Here is a 19,751-nt window from a genome sequence, read left to right on the forward strand (position 1 = left end):
ATCATCGTGCGTGATAATTTACCTCCGCTGTCGCTGTTGGCAGCATGAATTGCAACAGGCAGGAACCTATTTTGACGTGGTTTAAAGGACATAAGCGACGCTGGCTCATGGCGCTAATCGTATTGGTGGCGATCGTTGCGATGGCGGCCTGGCACTTCAGCCATCCGGCCCCCATTCCATTTAAAACGGTAAAGGTGGTCAAGGGCGACCTACAGCAAAACGTACTGGCGACTGGACAGCTTGACGCGGTACGCAAGGTCGACGTGGGTGCGCAGGTTAGTGGGCAGTTGGAAAGCCTGTATGTCGAGATCGGCGATCGGGTTAAAAAGGGTCAGCTGCTTGGGGTTATCGATCCTCAACAGGCGCAAAACAGCATCCGTGAGGGCGAGGCGACGTTGCGTGAGCTGCACGCCCAGTTGCAACAGGCGCAGGCTGAGCAACAGCTGGCGGCGGTAACGCTGCAGCGTAATCAGGCGTTGGCCAAATTGCAGGCGGTGTCACGCCAGGATCTGGATCAGGCGGCGACACAACTGGCGGTGAAGAAGGCGCAAGTGGGGACTATTCAGGCACAGATCGCCAGGAATCAGGCCAGCCTGGATACCGCCAAGATCAATCTGGCGTTTACCCGTATAGAAGCACCGATGGACGGGGACGTGGTGCAAATCACCACGCTCCAGGGCCAGACGGTGATTGCCGCGCAGCAGGCTCCGAACATTTTGACGCTGGCGGATCTCAGCACCATGCTGGTGAAGGCCCAGGTGTCGGAAGCGGACGTCATCAGCCTCAAGCCGGGCCAAAAAGCCTGGTTTACCGTGTTGGGCGATCCTGACCGACGCTTTGACGGCGTGCTGAAAGATATTCAGCCAACACCGGAAAAGGTCAATAACGCCATTTTTTACTATGCGCGTTTTGAAGTGCCCAATCCCGAGGGATTATTGCGACTGCAGATGACGGCACAGGTACATATTCAACTGGCGGGCGTCAATCAGGTGCAGGTCATTCCTCTGGCAGCGTTGGGCGATCAAATCGCCGATAATCGCTACCATGTTTCGATATTGAAACAGGGCAAGGAGGAAAAGCGCGAGGTGGCCATTGGCCTGCGTAATAATATCGACGTGCAAATTCTCAGCGGACTGAACATTGGCGATGAAGTGATTGTCAGCCGTGGCGGCGCGGAGGCTCTCTGATGGCCGCGCTGTTGGAACTGAGCGGCATCAGCCGTAGCTATCAGTCGGGCGATCAGACCGTAGCGGTGCTGAAGGGCGTGAGCCTGAGCATCAATGCCGGTGAAATGGTGGCGATTATGGGCGCCTCCGGCTCCGGCAAGTCGACGCTGATGAATATTCTTGGCTGTCTGGATAAGCCCAGCGCCGGCGTCTATCGGGTGGCCGGGCAGGACGTAGCGACGCTCGATGGTGATGCGCTGGCCCGGCTGCGGCGTGAGCATTTCGGTTTTATCTTCCAGCGTTATCATTTACTGCCTCATCTGAGTGCGGCGCATAATGTTGAAGTCCCGGCGGTCTATGCCGGACTGGGTAAGGCAGCGCGGCGCGAGCGTGCGATTGCGCTGTTACAGCGTTTGGGGCTGGGTGAACGCGTTGGCTACCGGCCAAGCCAGCTTTCCGGCGGCCAGCAGCAACGGGTCAGTATTGCCCGTGCGCTGATGAACGGGGGGCAGGTGATCCTGGCGGATGAACCGACCGGTGCCCTCGACAGCCATTCTGGCGAGGAGGTGATGACCATCCTCAAGCAACTGCGTGAGCAGGGGCATACGGTGATTATCGTCACTCACGATCCGGCGGTGGCCCAGCAGGCTGAGCGGATTATTGAAATTCGCGACGGAGAGATCATTGCCGATTCACGCCCGGATCGGCAGATCAACCCGAACGCCAAACCGCTGGATATGGTGGCGCCGGCACCGTCATGGCAGCAAACGATCGGCCGTTTTCGTGAGGCATTGGTGATGGCCTGGCGAGCGATGGCGGCAAGTAAAATGCGTACTGCGCTGACCATGCTGGGCATTATTATCGGCATTGCCTCGGTGGTGTCTATCCTGGTGATCGGCGATGCCGCCAAACAGATGGTGCTGGCGGATATCAAGTCCATCGGTACCAATACGGTCGACATTTACCCCGGCAAGGACTTCGGCGACGACGATCCGACCTTCCGCCAGGCACTGAAATACGACGATCTTGAGGCACTGCGCGAGCAGCCTTACGTCAATGCGTTATCACCCACGATTGCCAGCAGCATGCGGCTGCGCTTGGGTAATGTCGATGTGGCGGCCAATGTTACCGGGGTCAGCGAACAGTTTTTCCGCGTCTACGGCATGACCTTCACCCAGGGCGTCGGTATTGATCAACTGCAGGTGCAATCGCAGTCGCAAACGGTGGTCATCGACGCCAATACCCAGCGCCGGTTATTCCCAAACCAAAAGGACGTGGTAGGTCAGGTGATCCTGGTGGGCAATATGCCGGCGACGGTGGTTGGCGTGGCAAAGGAGAAGCAGTCGATGTTCGGCAGCAGCAAGACGCTGAACGTCTGGGTGCCCTACAGCACTATGGCCAACCGGCTGATGGGCAACGCCTATTTTGATTCGATTACCGTGCGTATCCGTGAGGGTTACAATAGCCAGGAAGCGGAGCAGAAATTGACGCGTCTGCTGACGCTGCGCCATGGCAAGAAAGACATTTTCACCTACAACATGGACAGCCTGGTGCAGACCGCAGAAAAAACCACGCGCACGCTTCAACTGTTCCTGACGTTGGTGGCGGTGATTTCACTGGTGGTTGGCGGGATCGGCGTGATGAACATCATGTTGGTGTCGGTGACGGAGCGCACTCGCGAGATCGGCATTCGTATGGCGGTAGGCGCTCGCTCCGGGGACGTGTTGCAGCAGTTTCTGATTGAAGCGGTGCTGGTATGTCTGGTAGGCGGTGCCCTGGGCATTACGCTGTCGTTTGCCATTGGCCTGCTGGTGCAGCTTGTTCTGCCAGGCTGGCAGATCAGTTTCCCACCGGCGGCGTTGTTGAGTGCGTTTGTCTGCTCTACCGCCATCGGTGTGGTGTTTGGCTATCTGCCGGCACGCAGCGCAGCGCGGCTTAACCCGATTGACGCGCTGGCACGTGAATAGCCTGGCCTGTCCTATTGACATTCATAGGGCATAATAAAAAATGCCAGTCATACGGCGGCTGGCATTCTTTTCGCTGTTTCAGACTGACTCGGTGGAAGCGTTTAGGCCAACGCCTCGCTTTCCACTGGCACAATAAGACTCGCATGATTCCCTTTTGGCCCCTGGTGCACGTCAAAACTGACCTGTTGGCCAGCTTTTAGCGTCCGGTACCCATCCATCTTAATCGTAGAATAGTGGGCGAATATGTCTTCGCCACCGCCTTCAGGACAAATAAACCCAAACCCTTTGGCGTTGTTGAACCATTTAACAGTACCCGTCTCCATGCTTTTACATCCCTCGCAACGCTATTTTTAGGTGAGATGAATAACTGAATTCGCACCCGCCAGTGGCAGGCGGCAGATGAGCCTGAAAGTGGTTAAAACACCACCAGCCCATGAATTTACACTCTAGAGCAAATGATTATCACGTCAAGTGATCGGCTTTTGTCGGCAGCGAGCAGTTCATCAAAGTTTGAAGCAGGTAACGCTATTGACATTGTTTGGTAACAATTCGTCAGAGATATTTGCGCACGTTCCAGTGCGGCGGGATGCCGGCGAAGATGATAAAATAGTATGGATACCCCACTTTGAATAACCGGAACCTGTCCCCATATAAAAGGACAGAGCAGAGAAGATGAGCAGCGATGGGCAATAACAACGATTGGCTAAATTTTGAACACTTGGCCGAAGAAAAACAAATCGATGCGGTAAAACCGCCGTCTATGTATAAAGTTATACTTAACAACGACGATTACACACCGATGGAATTTGTGATTGACGTTCTGCAAAAGTTCTTTTCTTATGATATTGAACGCGCAACGCAACTGATGCTCACGGTCCACTATCAAGGCAAGGCGATCTGCGGTGTATTTACCGCCGAGGTGGCGGAAACCAAAGTCGTGCATGTGAACCGTTATGCCAGGGAGAACGAGCATCCGTTGCTTTGTACGCTGGAAAAAGCCTGAATAAGGCAATCTATTGGGGAGGTGCTTATGCTCAATCAAGAACTGGAACTCAGTCTCAACATGGCTTTCGCCAGAGCGCGTGAGCACAGACACGAGTTTATGACCGTGGAGCACCTGTTGCTGGCGTTACTCAGCAACCCTGCCGCGCGGGAAGCGCTTGAGGCATGCACGGTGGACCTTGCCGCACTGCGTCAGGAACTCGAAGCCTTTATCGAACAAACCACGCCGACGCTGCCCGTCAGCGAAGAAGAGCGCGACACTCAGCCGACGCTTAGCTTCCAGCGCGTACTGCAGCGTGCGGTATTCCATGTCCAATCTTCTGGCCGCAGCGAAGTCAGCGGGGCCAACGTGCTGGTGGCAATTTTCAGCGAGCAGGAGTCGCAGGCGGCTTACCTGCTGCGCAAACACGACGTCAGTCGTCTTGACGTAGTGAACTTCATTTCACATGGCACACGTAAAGACGAGCCGGGCCAAGCGCCGAATGCGGAAAACCCGGTGAATGAAGAGCAGTCCGGAGGGGAAGACCGTATGGAAAACTTCACCACCAACCTCAACCAACTGGCCCGGGTGGGCGGTATCGATCCCTTGATTGGCCGTGGTCCTGAGCTGGAGCGTGCCATTCAGGTGTTGTGCCGTCGCCGCAAGAATAACCCGCTGTTGGTGGGGGAGTCCGGCGTGGGTAAAACCGCGATTGCCGAAGGGCTGGCCTGGCGCATCGTGCAGGGCGACGTCCCGGAAGTGATGGCAGACTGTACGCTGTATTCGCTGGATATAGGGTCATTGCTGGCCGGTACCAAATACCGTGGTGACTTCGAGAAACGCTTCAAGGCGTTGCTGAAACAGTTGGAGCAGGACAAGAACAGCATTTTGTTTATCGATGAGATCCACACCATCATCGGTGCCGGAGCGGCTTCCGGTGGGCAGGTAGATGCCGCGAACCTGATCAAACCGCTGCTTTCCAGCGGCAAGATCCGGGTTATCGGCTCGACCACTTACCAGGAATTCAGCAACATCTTTGAAAAAGATCGTGCGTTGGCCCGTCGCTTCCAGAAAATCGACATTATCGAGCCGACGCCGGAAGAGACCATTCAGATCATCAACGGCCTGAAAACCAAGTACGAGGCGCACCACGATGTGCGTTATACCGCGAAAGCGGTGCGTGCCGCGGTTGAGCTGTCGGTGAAATACATCAACGACCGTCATCTGCCGGACAAGGCTATCGACGTGATCGACGAGGCGGGGGCTCGCAGCCGGTTGATGCCGGTCAGCAAGCGCAAGAAAACCGTTAACGTTTCCGACATTGAGTCGGTGGTGGCGCGTATCGCGCGTATCCCGGAAAAAACCGTGTCGGCGAGCGATCGCGATGTATTGAGAAGCCTGGGCGACCGTCTGAAAATGCTGGTATTTGGGCAGGATCAGGCGATTGAAGCGCTGACCGAGGCCATCAAGATGAGCCGTGCGGGTCTGGGCCACGATCGCAAGCCCGTCGGTTCCTTCCTGTTTGCCGGGCCAACCGGGGTCGGGAAAACCGAGGTTACGGTACAGTTGGCGAAGGCGATGGATATCAAACTGCTGCGCTTTGACATGTCCGAGTATATGGAACGTCATACCGTTAGCCGTCTGATTGGTGCGCCTCCGGGCTATGTCGGTTACGACCAGGGCGGCCTGCTGACCGACGCGGTGCTCAAACATCCGCACTCGGTCGTGCTGCTCGATGAAATCGAGAAGGCGCATCCGGACGTGTTCAACCTGCTGCTGCAGGTGATGGACAACGGTACCCTGACCGACAACAACGGCCGTAAGGCGGACTTCCGCAACGTGATCCTGGTTATGACCACCAACGCCGGGGTGCGCGAGACTGAACGTAAATCGATCGGCCTGGTGCAGCAGGACAACAGCACCGACGCGATGGAAGAGATCAAAAAAGTGTTCACGCCGGAATTCCGTAACCGCCTGGACAATATTCTTTGGTTCAACCATCTGTCGACTGAGGTGATCCAGCAGGTTGTCGATAAGTTTATCGTCGAACTGCAGGCACAGCTGGATGCGAAGGGTGTGTCGCTGGAAGTGAGCGACGAAGCCCGTGACTGGCTGTCCGTGAAAGGCTATGACCGTGCGATGGGCGCTCGTCCAATGGCGCGTGTGATGCAGGAAAACCTGAAGAAACCGCTGGCCAACGAACTGCTGTTCGGCTCGCTGGTGGACGGCGGCTCGGTGAAAGTCGAGTTGGATAAAGAAAACCAGAAACTGACTTATCAATTTATCAGCGCGTCAATGCGCAAGGCGGACGAAGGTGCGGTGCACTAAGTCTGGGTCAGATTCAGATAAAGAAAAAGCGATGCTTCGGCATCGCTTTTTTTATGGGTGAAAATCATCACCACAACAGAAATGATTGAGCCCTCTCAGTTTACCTGCGCACCTGCAACTCGATGTTGAACGTTGCTACGGGGGTAAACGGAAAGGGCTCCGGAGGCATTACATCCTCGGTGCCGCCATCGGCTGGCGACGAGTGAGCCGATTAACGGCTACGGAAGACAATGCGGCCTTTGCTCAGGTCGTACGGGGTCAGCTCTACAGTGACTTTGTCGCCCGTCAGGATGCGGATGTAGTTCTTGCGCATTTTACCGGAGATATGTGCGGTTACCACATGCCCGTTTTCTAATTCAACGCGGAACATGGTGTTCGGCAGCGTATCAAGAACGGTGCCCTGCATTTCAATATTGTCTTCTTTGGCCATCGAATCCTCTAGGTCTAACTACCTTAGTTTTTAACCGGCAAGATAATGCCGAAAAACCCACATTATGTAAAGAAGTGTCGGTGAACATTGCACCGTTTCCGCAAAATTAGTTTGTTGGGGAGGGTGGTTCAACCTGCTGTGGGGGTAACACTTGCGGTGCCCAGCATTCTGGCGCTAATGGCTTGCGCTGAAGTTGACTGAGCTGCTGCAAAAATTGTCTTCGGGGGATCTCTTTCGCTCCCAGCGTGGCAGTGTGAGCGTTAAGCACCTGACAGTCAATCAATTCTCCGCCATAAGCGGCAAAATGACGGCAAAAAGTCATCAGGGCGCACTTGGAGGCGTTGGTGGTACGGCTAAACATGGATTCGCCACAGAACAGCGCGCCCTGAGCCACGCCGTACATGCCGCCGACCAGTTCGTCGCCCTGCCATACCTCGATGGAATGGGCGAAGCCAAGGCGGTGCAGATGCAAATAAGCGCGCTGTACTTCCGGGCCAATCCAGGTGCCTTCTTCCGGTCGATCGGCACAGGCGGCGATCACCGCGGCAAAGTCGTGATTTATCGTCACACGAAAGGGGTTACTGCGCAGAAAGCGTTTCAGACTGCGGCTGATATGGCGCTCGGCCGGGAACAGCACCGCGCGTGGGTCAGGCGACCACCACAGAATGGCTTCCCCCGGTGAAAACCAGGGGAAAATGCCGCGCTCATAAGCGGCCAGCAAGCGCGGCGCGGTTAAATCCCCCCCCAATCGCCAACAGACCGTTAGGATCGCGCAGCGCGCCCTCAGGAGAGGGGAACGCCAGTGAATGCGGTGACAGCTTAACTATGCGCATAAAAAGTCTCAGCGTCCTCTACAGGCCATTTTACAGCGGTATGCCATTGATGCGTTGGCGGAACTGAGCATAACGCCCCTGTTGATGCATCAGGGTGAGATGGTCGCCTTGCTCGACAATCTGGCCGCCGTCCATCACGCAGATGCGGTCCAGGTGTTCCAGCCCATACAGACGGTGGGTCACCAGGATCAGCGTTTTACCCCGGCAGTGCCGGCGCAGCAGCGCCAGGATCTGCTGTTCGGTTTCGGCGTCCAGGCCTTCGGTCGGTTCATCGAGCAACAACAACGGTGCCTGCTGCAACAGCGCACGGGCAATGCCCAGACGGCGCTGCTCACCGCCGGAAAGCTGGCGACCGCCATCTCCCAGCCAGGCGTTCAGCCCCTCGTTGTCCAGCAGCTTGTCCAGGCCGACCTGCTGCAATACTTCACACAATTGCTCATCGGCCGCTGCAGGCGCGGCGATGCGCAGGTTTTCACGCAGCGTATCGCTGAAAATATGCACCCGCTGGCTGACCACGGTGGTCATCTGACGCAGCGTGGCTTCATCGTAAGCACTCAGTGGCTGGCCATTGAGCAGTATCTGGCCGCTGTCGGCGTTCCAGGCGCGGGTTAGCAACTGCAGCAGAGTCGATTTGCCGCAGCCGGTACGTCCGAGTAGCGCAATGTGTTCGCCGGCAGCAATCTCCAGCGAGACATTTTGCAATACCGGCAGCGGCTGGTCGGGGTATGTGAAAGTGAGTTGCTGCAGGCCCAGCGTGGCAACGTTCTCGGCCGCCGGGCCATGGGGCGGGAAAGTCACTTCCGGCTGTCGGTCGATGACCTGCTTCACCCGCGTGGCGGAAGCAATCACCTGACCCAGATGCTGGAAAGCACCGGCCACCGGCATCAGCGCTTCAAACGAGGCCAGCGCGGCAAACACGAACAGCGCAATCAGCGCACCGGGTTGGCTGTCGCCGCCGATACCGGCCGCAGTGAGCCACAGCATCAACGTGACCGTCAGGCCACTGGCCAGGATCATCAGTGCCTGTGCCATTCCACCCAGAGAGGCCTGTTGCCATTGACGGCGTTGCCAGCGTTGTTCGGTGGCATCCAGACCGGTGCGGAAGCTTTCAACGGCACCGAATACCACCAGTTCGGCCTGGCCCTGCAGCCAGGCGGTCAAATCGGTGCGGTACTGGCCGCGCAGCGCGGTCAACTGACCGCCAATCGGTTTACCTGCACGATAAAACACCGGTGGCACCAACAGCAGCAACAACAACAGAATGCCGCCGAGCGTCAGGGCCAGCGTGGTGTCCAGCCAGCTCAGGCCATAGGTCACCACCACAATCACTGCGGCGGCGCTGACCAGCGGCGAGATCACCCGCAGGTATAAATGATCCAGCGTATCGACATCCGCCACCAGGCGATTAAGCAGATCGGCCTGGCGGAAGCGAGCAATGCCGCCCGGCGACAGTGGCAGGATCTTTTTAAAGGTAAATACCCGCAGATGGGATAGCACGCGGAACGTGGCATCGTGGCTGACCACGCGTTCGGCGTAGCGCCCGGCGGTGCGGAAAATAGCGGCACCCCTGACACCCGCGGCCGGCAGCATATAGTTGAAGGTAAACAAACCGGCCATCCCGGCCAGGGCCGACGCGGCGAGGAACCAGCCAGACAGCGCCAGCAGGCCGATGCTGGCCAGCAGAGTCACGATGGCCAGGACGATGCCTAAACAAATCAGCAGGCTGTGACGACGGTATAGCGCCAGAAACGGCAGCAAAACGCGCATGATTAGAGATCCCCGCTGCGGTGTGCGATCAGATTGGCAAACAGACCCGGTTGAGCACGCAGCGTGGCGTAATCGCCTTGCTGAACGATTTGCCCACCTTCCATCACCCAAATCTGGTCGTAATCTTCGGTATCTTCCAACTGGTGAGTGACCAGCAGGGTGGTTTGCTGGTGTGAGGCGACATTCAGCGCCTGCATCACTCGCCGTTCACTGTGGGCGTCAAGACTGGCAGCCGGTTCATCCAGCAGCAGCAAACGACGCGGACTGATGAGCGCCCGGGCTACGGCCACGCGTTGAGCCTGGCCGACGGATAACCGGGCGGCGTTATCGCCCACCTCAGTCTCTAATCCCTGCGGCAGATACGGCAGGATCTCGCCGACGTAGGCTTGCTCCACCGCCTGTTGCAACTGGGCCTCGCTGGCCTGTGGGTTCCCCAACAGAATATTGGCCCGCAAGGTCTGAGCCGGCAGGTGGGGGTTCTGACCCACCCAGCCAAGCTGCTGACGCCAGCCTTCGGCCGCCAACTCGCGCAGTTCGGTTCCATTGACGGTTAACGAACCGCGATAGGGCAGAAAACCGAGCAGCAGATTCAGCAGCGAGCTTTTACCGGCGCCGCTCAACCCGACCAGGGCAATGCGCCGGTTCGCCGGCAGGGTGAAACTCAGTGGGCCGGCCAGCAGCACGCCATTGGGTGACAGGATCTCCAAATCCTGTGCCTGCAGTTCCAGCGGCGCATTGGTATCCAGCGTTTTCGTGCCGTTACCCATTTGCTCGCCTTCGGCGCTGAGGAAGGTTTCCAGCGCTTCTGCTGCGCCCACCGCCTGCGCCTTGGCATGGTAGAAAGCCCCCAGGTCACGCAGGGGTTGGAAGAACTCCGGAGCCAGGATCAGCACCAGAAAACCGGCAAACAGCGTGACGCCAGTGCCGTAGCTGCCAAAATTAAGTTCGCCAAGGAAGGAAAAACCAAAATAGACCGCCACCACGGCGATGGAGATAGAGGCAAAGAACTCCAATACTGCCGAGGACAGGAATGCCAACCGCAGCACTTCCATGGTGCGGCTGCGGAAGTCCTCGGACGATTTTGCGATCTGCGCGGTTTCTGCTTCAGCCCGGTTGAACAGGCGCAGCGTATCCAGCCCGCGCAGACGGTCGAGAAAATTACCGCTCAACCGTGCCAATGCCACAAAGTTACGACGGTTGGCATCGGCGGCACCCATACCGACCAGCGCCATAAACATCGGGATCAGCGGGGCGGTGGTCAACAGGATCAGACCGGCAGCCCAGTTTATCGGGAAGACGGTAATCAGGATCAGCACCGGGATAAACACCGCCAGATACATCTGCGGCAGATAGCGAGAATAGTAATCCTGCATATCTTCGATTTGTTCGACGATGATGCTGGCCCAACTGCCGGCCGGCTTGCCCTGGATCCAGGCCGGGCCGAGCTGTTGCAGTTTATCCAGCACCTGTTGGCGCATACGCTGGCGGATCACCTGCCCGCAGATAAAACCGACGCGCTCACGTAGCCAACTCAACACCGCCCGTAGTGCGAAGGTAGCGGCCAGCCAGATAAACGAGGGGATCAGTTGTTCACGCGGGGCGTGTTCGATAATCAGGGCGTGGAGCAGGGCAGCCAACAGCCATGCCTGAGCGACGATCAAAACGCCGCTTATCAGCCCCAACAACATGGAAAGGCGCAACCAACGCTGCGCCAGGGTGCTCTGAGTTTTGAGCCAACGGGTTAACTGTTGCTGTCTGGTTTTTTTCATCAGATATGAGTCTGCGTCGCCGGCGCCTGTTGTTACAGACAAGGTTAACGTACTGTTAAAAAAAGTGTTTGCCCCAACCTGAAGCAAACAAGTGAAGGCCAATGTTACCTCTTCACCCGGCAGACTGAAAATAATAAAGCGGTCAAATATCGCTATAACAGACGGCGGCTCCCGGGTTATTTCACCTCCTGACTTGCTGCTTCCGCAGCCAGGGCGGTTTGTACGGATTCGCGGCGGGCGATCAACGCCATATAACGGGTTAACGATGGCCAGTCTTTTAGTTCGATGGAAAACTGGGACATCCAACGCAGCACGGTAAATAAATAGGCATCCGCTACGCTAAAACATTCGCCCAGCAGGAAGGGGGGTTTGTCCAGCGCCTGGGCAAGGTAATCGAGGCGGCGACGCAGCTTGTCGCGAAACAGTGTTTTGGTTGCTTCCGGCAGTGCCGAGTTGAACAATGGACTGGAGCCTGCGTGGATCTCGCTGGTAATGAAGTTCAGCCATTCCTGTAAACGCACCCGCTCGAAAGACTCGCCAGGTGGGGCCAGGGCGGCGTCGGGGCGCAGATCTGCCAAATATTGCACGATGGCAGCACCTTCGGTAATCACCCGCCCGTCATCCAGCATCAGGGCGGCGACGTAGCCTTTGGGATTTACCTGAAAAAAGTCCCGGCCGTCGGCGCTGCGTTTGGTGCGGTTATTGACTCGGATCAGGTCGAACGGCAATCCCAGCTCGCGTAAAACAATGTGGGGGGAGAGCGAACAGGTGTTGGGTGCAAAGTAGAGTTTCATGGCAGTTCCTGCGCTAAGAAGCGAAATTGCTTGAACGTCAGAATGCCGTCGGCGCTGCCTGCTGAATAATTAAAATATCAGAAACCTGTTATCAGCTCAGCTACTGACGGGCAGGTGCTGCTGTAGATATTGCAGCAGGGTCTGTACCGGCGCTGAAGCTGCGCTGCCAAACGAACAGACCAGGCCAAAATGACGATAAAGCGGCGTAGCCAAAGGCAACGTGCAAATGCCCGAAAGATCGGCCGGTATCACCGAGGCTGGCATCAACGACACACCGACGTCTTCCCGAACCAGCGTCAGGGCGGTGTTCCAGTCACTGACGGTGACACGTACATCGGTTAATACCAACCCGGCCTGCTGTGCCAACAGCTGCGCATTGAGATTGCAGCCGCCGGTAGCCAGCACAAACGGCTGTTTGGCCAGTGCGCTGAACGCCACCGGTTGCCGCCCCCTGGCCAGTGGATGATGACTGGCGGTCACGGCCAGCCACAGGTCTTGCCCCAATGGGTAGCTTTGCCGTTCTCTATTTGGGTTCAACACCACACCGACGTCGGCGGTTTCCAGTGCCAACCAGTTTTCCACTTCCTGGTCGGAACCTTCCAATTGAACCAGTTCAATTGCGGGATAGCGACGGCGGAATTTACGTAATAACGGCGGCAGTAACAGGGAGAATGCGGAGGGGAAACTGGCCAGGCGAATCTTTCCGGCGTGCGCGCTTTGTGCCCGCTGCGCGTAGTGTTGGATAGCATCCAGCTCGGCCAGCATGGCGCGGGCATGAACGACAATTTGTTCACCGCTCTGGGTAAGCGCAACGCTGTGCGGCAGGCGAACCAGCAGCAAGGTATTGAGCGCATCTTCCAACTGCGCGATGGCCTGACTGGCGGCGGATTGGGTCATGCCGCATTGGCTTGCCGCTTGGGTGATTTTACCGCTGTCGGCTACCGCAACCAATAAACGCCAATGGAGAAGATTGTGCATCGAATCACCGTCCAACTTAACTTGCAGGAACAAAAAAAGCGGCTGTGAGAGCCGCTTTTCAGGATGACGCCGAATGCTGTTACAGCACTTCTGCGCCGGCAATACCGTCCAGATAACGCTCTGCGTCCAGCGCTGCCATACAGCCGGTCCCGGCAGAGGTGATCGCCTGGCGGTAGATGTGGTCCATCACGTCGCCGGCGGCGAACACGCCAGGAATGGTGGTCTGGGTAGCATTGCCGTGAATACCGGACTGCACCTTGATGTAGCCGTTTTCCAGTTCCAGCTGACCACCGAAAATACTGGTGTTCGGGCTGTGGCCGATGGCGATAAACACGCCGGCCAGTTCCAGTTCCTGCGTTTGGTTTTCCGCTTTGGTGCTACGGATACGTACGCCGGTAACGCCCATTTGATCGCCCAACACTTCATCCAGAGTATGGTCGGTGTGCAGCACGATATTGCCGTTTTTCACTTTCTCCATCAGCCGGTTGATCAGGATCTTTTCTGAACGGAAGCTGTCACGGCGGTGAATCAGGTGAACTTCGGCGGCGATGTTGGACAAATACAGCGCTTCTTCCACGGCAGTGTTGCCACCACCGACCACCGCGACTTTCTGATTGCGGTAGAAGAAACCGTCACAGGTGGCACAGGCAGACACGCCTTTGCCTTTGAAAGCCTCTTCGGTAGGCAGGCCAAGATAACGGGCCGATGCGCCAGTGGCGATAATCAGTGCATCACAGGTGTATTCGCCGCTGTCGCCAAACAGGCGGAACGGACGGTTCTGCAGGTCAACGCTGTTGATGTGGTCAAACACAATCTCTGTCTGGAATTTTTCAGCATGCTCGCGCATACGCTCCATCAGCGCCGGGCCGGTCAGGCCTTCGGCATCACCCGGCCAGTTTTCCACTTCGGTGGTGGTGGTCAACTGACCCCCTTGCTCCATACCGGTAATCAACACCGGGTTCAGGTTGGCGCGCGCTGCGTAAACTGCGGCGGTATAACCCGCCGGGCCGGAGCCCAGGATCAATAATTTGCTGTGTTTAGCCGTGCCCATGAATACCCTCTTTTCCCACAATGGCGGACAATGGATCCGATTGTAGGGAAAATGCAGCATTAAAAAAAGCGTCAGGGGATGTTGTTAACGATTTGTTTGATAGCCATTGCCTATTAATTATTAAATTGCTGCTAAAGCGAGCGTAAAACGCAGCAATTTAACTTATGGAAACCGCTCATCGCCGCTCTTTACTCCATTGACCGGAAACAGCCCATTTAGCGGGTTTAAGCGCCTTTACTGCGGGCTTTTCAAGCCAGCGATTCATAACTAAAAACGGGGTGCTAACTTTTCATGACGGTACGTTCTTCTGATTTTGCTTCTTTTACTTTGACAATCCGCTGCGCATTTGCGAAAACATCATAGGAAGAAGAAATTATCCCTGTCCCTACAGTAAATCGTACGTATTTACAGCGTTGGTGCAGAATTTTGCGCCGTTGCTGCAGCTTCGTGTGGCAGGTGAGGGGACAGCGCACAAGCGGGGGAATTCTTCTTGCGATAACGTCATTTAAATACCCGGTGCAGGGGTTGACAGACAGGCTGCACAAGGGGAAATGATGGTAGTGAAGCATATGACAGGCATTGGGTCTTCGCTTGGAACGAACCCTTACACATTGACGTTGGTTAGGGTGTGGCAAGTGCAGGGAAGAAAATAAGAGAGACAATAATAATGGCAGACAATAAGAAACGCCCGGGTAAAGATCTCGACCGTATCGACCGCAATATCCTGAACGAACTGCAGAAGGATGGGCGTATTTCGAACGTTGAGCTTTCCAAGCGCGTGGGGTTATCCCCAACCCCATGTTTAGAACGTGTGCGCCGCCTCGAGCGCCAGGGTTTTATTCATGGTTATACCGCTTTGCTCAACCCGCATTATCTGGATGCGTCCCTGCTGGTCTTCGTAGAAATTACGTTGAACCGCGGTGCGCCGGATGTGTTTGAGCAATTCAACTCGGCAGTACAGAAACTTGAAGAAATTCAGGAGTGTCATCTGGTGTCCGGTGATTTCGACTATTTGTTGAAAACCCGCGTGCCGGATATGTCGGCTTACCGTAAGTTGCTCGGTGAAACCTTGCTGCGTCTGCCGGGGGTTAACGACACCCGTACGTACGTGGTAATGGAAGAAGTGAAACAGAGTAACCGTCTGGTTATCAAAACACGGTAGGGTGCAGGTGCAAAACCTGATTAAATTGGTTACACTCCTGTTTATTCATACAGTTTCGGCGCCGGGGAAGCTTCTCGGCGCTGTTGCTATGTCAGCTAACAGGAACCTGGAGAGCCTTTCTTGAGCCAGGAATATACAGAAGATAAAGAAGTTACCTTGAGAAAACTCAGCAGCGGCCGCCGTTTGCTCGAAGCTGTGTTGATTGTGGTAGCCATTTTTGCCATATACCTCATGGCTGCCTTGGTCAGTTTCAATCCGTCTGACCCAAGCTGGTCGCAGACCGCGTGGCATGAGCCTATTCATAACCTGGGCGGTGGCGTCGGGGCCTGGATGGCCGACACATTGTTCTTCACCTTCGGGGTTCTCGCCTATGCGATACCGCCGATCATGCTGGTGTTGTGCTGGGCAGCTTATCGCCAGCGCGGCGGCGGCGAATACATCGACTATTTTGCGCTTTCACTGCGCCTGATCGGCATGTTGGCGCTGGTGCTCACTTCATGTGGCCTGGCGGCATTGAATGTCGACGATCTCTATTACTTCGCATCCGGCGGTGTGATCGGCAGTTTGCTGAGCAACGCCATGTTGCCGTGGTTCAACGGCATTGGCGCCACCCTGGGCCTGCTGTGCGTTTGGGCTGCGGGGCTGACGCTGTTTACCGGCTGGTCCTGGCTGGTGATCGCCGAGCGTATCGGCGGTGTGGTGTTGGGGACGGCGACCTTTATGACCAACCGTTCACGCCGTGAAGAGCGTTATCACGACGATGACGACCGCTACGTCGAAGAGCAGCCTGAGTCTGCAGACAAGGAAGCCGCACTTGCGGCGTCTGCCACGGCGACGGCGGCCAATGCAGCGGAAGATGACGTATTGTTCTCTGCGCCGTCGGTCACGGAAACCGCTAAAATGACGGCGGAAGATGCCGAAGATCCGTTGCTCAGCGGCCTGCGGGCTAATGACGACGATGATGCGAATATCACGCCTGTTGCGCCGGCGCCAGCCAGCGTACCAGCCACGGCGGCACCTGTTGTGGCTCCGGCCCCGTCGGTTACTGCGGCACCCGCGGCTCCGGCCTCGGTGAACCAGCATCCGATGAGCGCGGTAGCGGAAAACACCGCGCCACCGCTGTACTCGTTTGAGATCCCTGAAGAGACACCAACGCCTAAGACGACACGTCCGATCAATCCTTACCAGGACGACGACGAGCCGCGTATGGGCAATTGGGATGCTCCGGCCGTATCGCCGTCGCACGACCGATCTCCATTTGATTTCTCTGCCGCCCAACGTGATCATGTTGATGTCAGTGCTCCGGCCGGTTTCAGTGCCGCCGAGCCTGCCGTCTCACCGTTTGGCAGCGCGAAACCTCAGGCACCCGCCGCCGCGACGGCAATTGCCGGTGCTGTTGCCGCCAATACCTTTATGCCGGCCTTTACCGCTACCAGTGACGCAAATTCACAGGTGAAACAAGGCCTCGGCCCAGAATTGCCGCGCCCGAACCCGGTGCGTATTCCGACCCGGCGTGAGCTGGCTTCCTACGGCATCAAGCTGCCTTCCCAGCGTATGGCCGAACAGGAACAACGTACCCGTGGGGACGATGAGCCACTGCAGCAGGCGGATAATCTTTCGCAAGATGATGAAGCCCTGCAGGAAGCGGCGTTGCGCCAGGCGTTTGCCGAGCAGCAAAGCCAGCGTTACGGCGGGGAGTCCGAGTCGGATAATCTGGATGATGAAGCTGCTCTGCAAGAGGCCGCGCTGCGTCAGGCGTTTGCCGACCAGCAAAGCCAGCGCTATGGCCAGCCAGAGGCCGCGCCATCGGTGGCACCAACTACGCCGGTAGATACCCGCAATGCGTTTGGCTTCTCGCCGATGGATGATTTGGTTGATGATGGCCCGGTTGAGCCACTGTTCACCCTGTCGCCGCAGTTGGAAGAACGTATCGAGCTGCAAAGCGAGCGTGAAGATGATGTGCCTTTCGGTCAGTTTGAGCCGGCCGCGCCGGGTTATCCGTCGCAGGCGCAGCCTCAGACCCCGCCGGTACAACAACCTTATCAACATCAACCGGCGCAGCCAGCTTATCAACCAGCGCAGCAGCAACCGGTCGTGCAGCAACAGCCTCCTGCCTATCAGCAGCCTGTAGCGCAACCTGAGCCTGCGGCCGCGCAGCAGCCGGCAATGGACAGTCTGATCCACCCGTTCCTGATGCGTAACGAAATGCCGTTGCAAAAACCGACCACGCCGTTGCCGACGCTGGATTTGCTGACCGAAGCCCCGAAAGAGGTGGAACCGGTAGATTCCTTCGCGTTGGAACAAAAGGCGCGTTTGGTGGAAGCCAGCCTGGCCGATTACCGGGTGAAAGCCGACGTGGTAGATATTTTGCCAGGCCCGGTCATCACCCGTTTCGAGCTGGATTTGGCTCCGGGCGTCAAGGCTGCACGCATTTCCAACCTGTCGCGCGATCTGGCGCGTTCACTGTCAACCTCGGCGGTACGTGTGGTTGAAGTGATCCCCGGCAAGCCTTACGTCGGGTTGGAACTGCCTAACGTTAAACGTCAGACGGTCTATCTGCGAGAAGTGCTGGACTGCCCGGCGTTCCGCGATAATCCGTCGCCGCTGGCGATCGTCCTGGGTAAAGATATTTCTGGCGAACCGGTCGTCGCCGACCTGGCGAAAATGCCGCATCTGTTGGTGGCGGGGACCACCGGTTCCGGTAAATCGGTTGGGGTCAATGCCATGATCCTGAGCATCTTGTATAAGGCCACGCCGAAAGAAGTGCGCTTTATCATGATCGACCCGAAAATGCTGGAGCTGTCGGTTTATGAAGGTATTCCGCACCTGTTGACGGATGTGGTCACCGACATGAAAGACGCCGCTAACGCCCTGCGTTGGTGCGTCGCCGAGATGGAGCGTCGCTACAAGCTGATGTCTGCGCTCGGTGTGCGTAACCTGGCCGGCTATAACGAACGCGTCGATCAGGCTGAAGCCATGGGGCGTCCGATCCCGGATCCGTTCTGGAAACCGACCGATAGCATGGACATGACGCCGCCGGTACTGGAGAAAGAACCTTATATCGTGGTGATGGTCGACGAGTTTGCCGACCTGATCATGACGGTCGGCAAAAAGGTTGAGGAACTGATTGCTCGTCTGGCGCAGAAAGCGCGTGCGGCGGGGATCCACCTGGTGCTGGCAACCCAGCGTCCGTCGGTGGATGTGATCACCGGCCTGATCAAGGCCAACATCCCGACCCGTATTGCCTTTACCGTGTCCAGCAAGATTGACTCCCGTACTATCCTCGATCAGGGCGGTGCTGAATCCCTGCTGGGGATGGGTGACATGCTGTATCTGGCCCCTAACTCCTCGATTCCGGTCCGTGTGCATGGTGCATTTGTGCGCGATCAGGAAGTGCATGCGGTAGTTAAGGATTGGAAAGCGCGTGAGCGACCTCAATATAAAGAGGGTATCCTCAGCGCCGGTGACGACGGTGAGGGGGGAACTGGCGGCGGCCTGGACGGTGACGAAGAGCTGGATCCGTTGTTTGATCAGGCGGTGGAGTTTGTGGTGGATAAACGCCGCGCCTCTATCTCTGGCGTACAGCGCCAGTTCCGCATCGGTTATAACCGCGCCGCGCGTATCATCGAACAGATGGAAGCGCAGGGCATCGTCAGCGAGCAGGGGCACAACGGCAACCGCGAGGTGCTGGCACCGCCACGGCATGACTGATTAAGTTTTAATCGTTGTTATTTAATCATAAAAGGGCCGCTTAGCGGCCCTTGTGCAAAGAAGCGTAAACCCATCGGCTTCTCGGAACATTGGCCTATCTGCCGGCGAATGGCTTCGGGTAGAGTGAAGGTGTTGAGGGTTCATTTGACCCGCACGGCACCGCCTTGCGGTTAACGCATTTCATAAGGTATCTGGAATAATGAAAAAACTGTTAGTTGCCTGTTGTCTGCTTTCGGGATTCGCTTCCACCTCTGTGCTGGCCGACGCCGCGCAGGATTTGCAAAGTCGCCTGGCGAAAGTGAACAGTTTCCACGCCAGCTTCTCCCAGACCGTGACCAGCAGCGATGGCGCTGCGGTACAGCAGGGTGAAGGTGAACTTTGGGTGAAACGTCCAAACCTGTTTAACTGGCACATGACCTCGCCAGACGAGAGTGTACTGGTGTCAGACGGTCAGACCCTGTGGTTCTACAACCCCTTTGTTGAGCAAGTGACCGCCACCTGGCTGAAAAATGCTACCGGCAATACGCCGTTTATGCTGATCACCCGCAATAACGCCAATGACTGGAAACAGTACAACGTTAAACAGAAGGGTAATGATTTTGAGCTGACGCCAAAATCCAGCAGCGGTAATCTGAAGCAGTTCGCCATTAGCGTGGATAACAGCGGCACTATCCGCAGTTTTGCCGCGGTTGAGCAGGATGGCCAGCGCAGTTCTTACGCACTGAAAAGCCAGCAGAACGTTGCTGCCGATGCCAGCAAATTTAAATTTACCCCGCCGAAGGGGGTGACGCTGGACGACCAGCGCCAGTGAGG

At 56.7% G+C, this 19,751-nt stretch carries 14 protein-coding genes and 1 pseudogene; 7 read left to right on the plus strand and 8 right to left on the minus strand.

All coding sequences use genetic code 11. The annotated features are described in order from the left end of the window. Positions 1–71 precede the first annotated feature (71 nt). Together macA and macB are read left to right on the plus strand one after the other, a co-directional pair. Positions 72–1,187, plus strand: coding sequence for a macrolide transporter subunit MacA (gene macA, locus OCH02_RS10680; protein ID WP_261431205.1), 1,116 nt, complete (start codon positions 72–74; stop codon positions 1,185–1,187). Further along, positions 1,187–3,133, plus strand: a complete 1,947-nt coding sequence (gene macB / locus OCH02_RS10685; RefSeq protein ID WP_261431206.1) for a macrolide ABC transporter ATP-binding protein/permease MacB — start codon at positions 1,187–1,189, stop codon at positions 3,131–3,133. The genes macA and macB overlap by 1 nt, the downstream gene beginning before the upstream one ends. Before the next feature lie 101 nt (positions 3,134–3,234). On the opposite strand, the gene cspD is transcribed toward macB, so the two are convergent. Beyond that, entirely contained in the window at positions 3,235–3,456 is a 222-nt protein-coding gene (gene cspD, locus OCH02_RS10690) for a cold shock-like protein CspD (protein WP_012006105.1), read from the minus strand. A 359-nt stretch (positions 3,457–3,815) separates the two neighbouring features. Here cspD and clpS point away from each other — a divergent pair, with 359 nt between their 5' ends. Together clpS and clpA are read left to right on the plus strand one after the other, a co-directional pair. Beyond that, the gene (gene clpS / locus OCH02_RS10695; RefSeq protein ID WP_004928347.1) at positions 3,816–4,136 is read left to right on the plus strand and encodes an ATP-dependent Clp protease adapter ClpS; all 321 of its coding nucleotides are present in this window, start codon (positions 3,816–3,818) and stop codon (positions 4,134–4,136) included. A 27-nt stretch (positions 4,137–4,163) separates the two neighbouring features. Then, positions 4,164–6,443: an ATP-dependent Clp protease ATP-binding subunit ClpA gene (clpA, locus tag OCH02_RS10700; RefSeq protein WP_153857337.1), complete on the plus strand. Its 2,280-nt coding sequence runs from the start codon at positions 4,164–4,166 to the stop codon at positions 6,441–6,443. A 211-nt stretch (positions 6,444–6,654) separates the two neighbouring features. Here clpA and infA read toward each other — a convergent pair whose 3' ends face one another. From infA to trxB, 7 genes and pseudogenes are all read right to left on the minus strand, one after another. Then, positions 6,655–6,873, minus strand: coding sequence for a translation initiation factor IF-1 (gene infA, locus OCH02_RS10705; RefSeq protein WP_002211347.1), 219 nt, complete (start codon positions 6,871–6,873; stop codon positions 6,655–6,657). A gap of 106 nt (positions 6,874–6,979) precedes the next feature. Further along, positions 6,980–7,706 (minus strand): annotated as a pseudogene (gene aat / locus OCH02_RS10710) (leucyl/phenylalanyl-tRNA--protein transferase). 30 nt (positions 7,707–7,736) lie between these two features. Then, complete coding sequence (cydC, locus tag OCH02_RS10715; RefSeq protein ID WP_261431207.1) at positions 7,737–9,473, minus strand: heme ABC transporter ATP-binding protein/permease CydC; 1,737 nt, start codon at positions 9,471–9,473, stop codon at positions 7,737–7,739. A 2-nt stretch (positions 9,474–9,475) separates the two neighbouring features. Further along, on the minus strand, positions 9,476–11,242 hold the full coding sequence (gene cydD / locus OCH02_RS10720; protein WP_261431208.1) for a heme ABC transporter permease/ATP-binding protein CydD: 1,767 nt from the start codon (positions 11,240–11,242) through the stop codon (positions 9,476–9,478). Between the two features lie 176 nt (positions 11,243–11,418). Then, complete coding sequence (gene gstA / locus OCH02_RS10725; RefSeq protein ID WP_261431209.1) at positions 11,419–12,036, minus strand: glutathione transferase GstA; 618 nt, start codon at positions 12,034–12,036, stop codon at positions 11,419–11,421. Positions 12,037–12,132: 96 nt separating this feature from the next. After that, positions 12,133–13,014, minus strand: a complete 882-nt coding sequence (locus tag OCH02_RS10730; protein ID WP_261431211.1) for a LysR family transcriptional regulator — start codon at positions 13,012–13,014, stop codon at positions 12,133–12,135. A 79-nt stretch (positions 13,015–13,093) separates the two neighbouring features. Further along, the gene (gene trxB / locus OCH02_RS10735; RefSeq protein ID WP_153857332.1) at positions 13,094–14,065 is read right to left on the minus strand and encodes a thioredoxin-disulfide reductase; all 972 of its coding nucleotides are present in this window, start codon (positions 14,063–14,065) and stop codon (positions 13,094–13,096) included. A 667-nt stretch (positions 14,066–14,732) separates the two neighbouring features. Here trxB and lrp point away from each other — a divergent pair. The 3 genes from lrp to lolA all read left to right on the plus strand — a co-directional run bounded on the left by lrp (position 14,733) and on the right by lolA (position 19,749). Next, positions 14,733–15,227, plus strand: coding sequence for a leucine-responsive transcriptional regulator Lrp (gene lrp / locus OCH02_RS10740; protein WP_004928318.1), 495 nt, complete (start codon positions 14,733–14,735; stop codon positions 15,225–15,227). A 120-nt stretch (positions 15,228–15,347) separates the two neighbouring features. Continuing rightward, complete coding sequence (locus OCH02_RS10745; RefSeq protein ID WP_261431212.1) at positions 15,348–18,938, plus strand: DNA translocase FtsK 4TM domain-containing protein; 3,591 nt, start codon at positions 15,348–15,350, stop codon at positions 18,936–18,938. A gap of 199 nt (positions 18,939–19,137) precedes the next feature. Beyond that, a complete protein-coding gene (gene lolA, locus OCH02_RS10750) occupies positions 19,138–19,749 on the plus strand; it encodes an outer membrane lipoprotein chaperone LolA (protein ID WP_135315908.1) in 612 nt (203 codons plus the stop codon). The last annotated feature ends 2 nt before the right edge of the window (positions 19,750–19,751 follow it).

It is taken from the genome of Serratia quinivorans (genome assembly GCF_946227985.1).
GTDB classification, from domain to species: Bacteria; Pseudomonadota; Gammaproteobacteria; order Enterobacterales; family Enterobacteriaceae; genus Serratia; species Serratia quinivorans_A.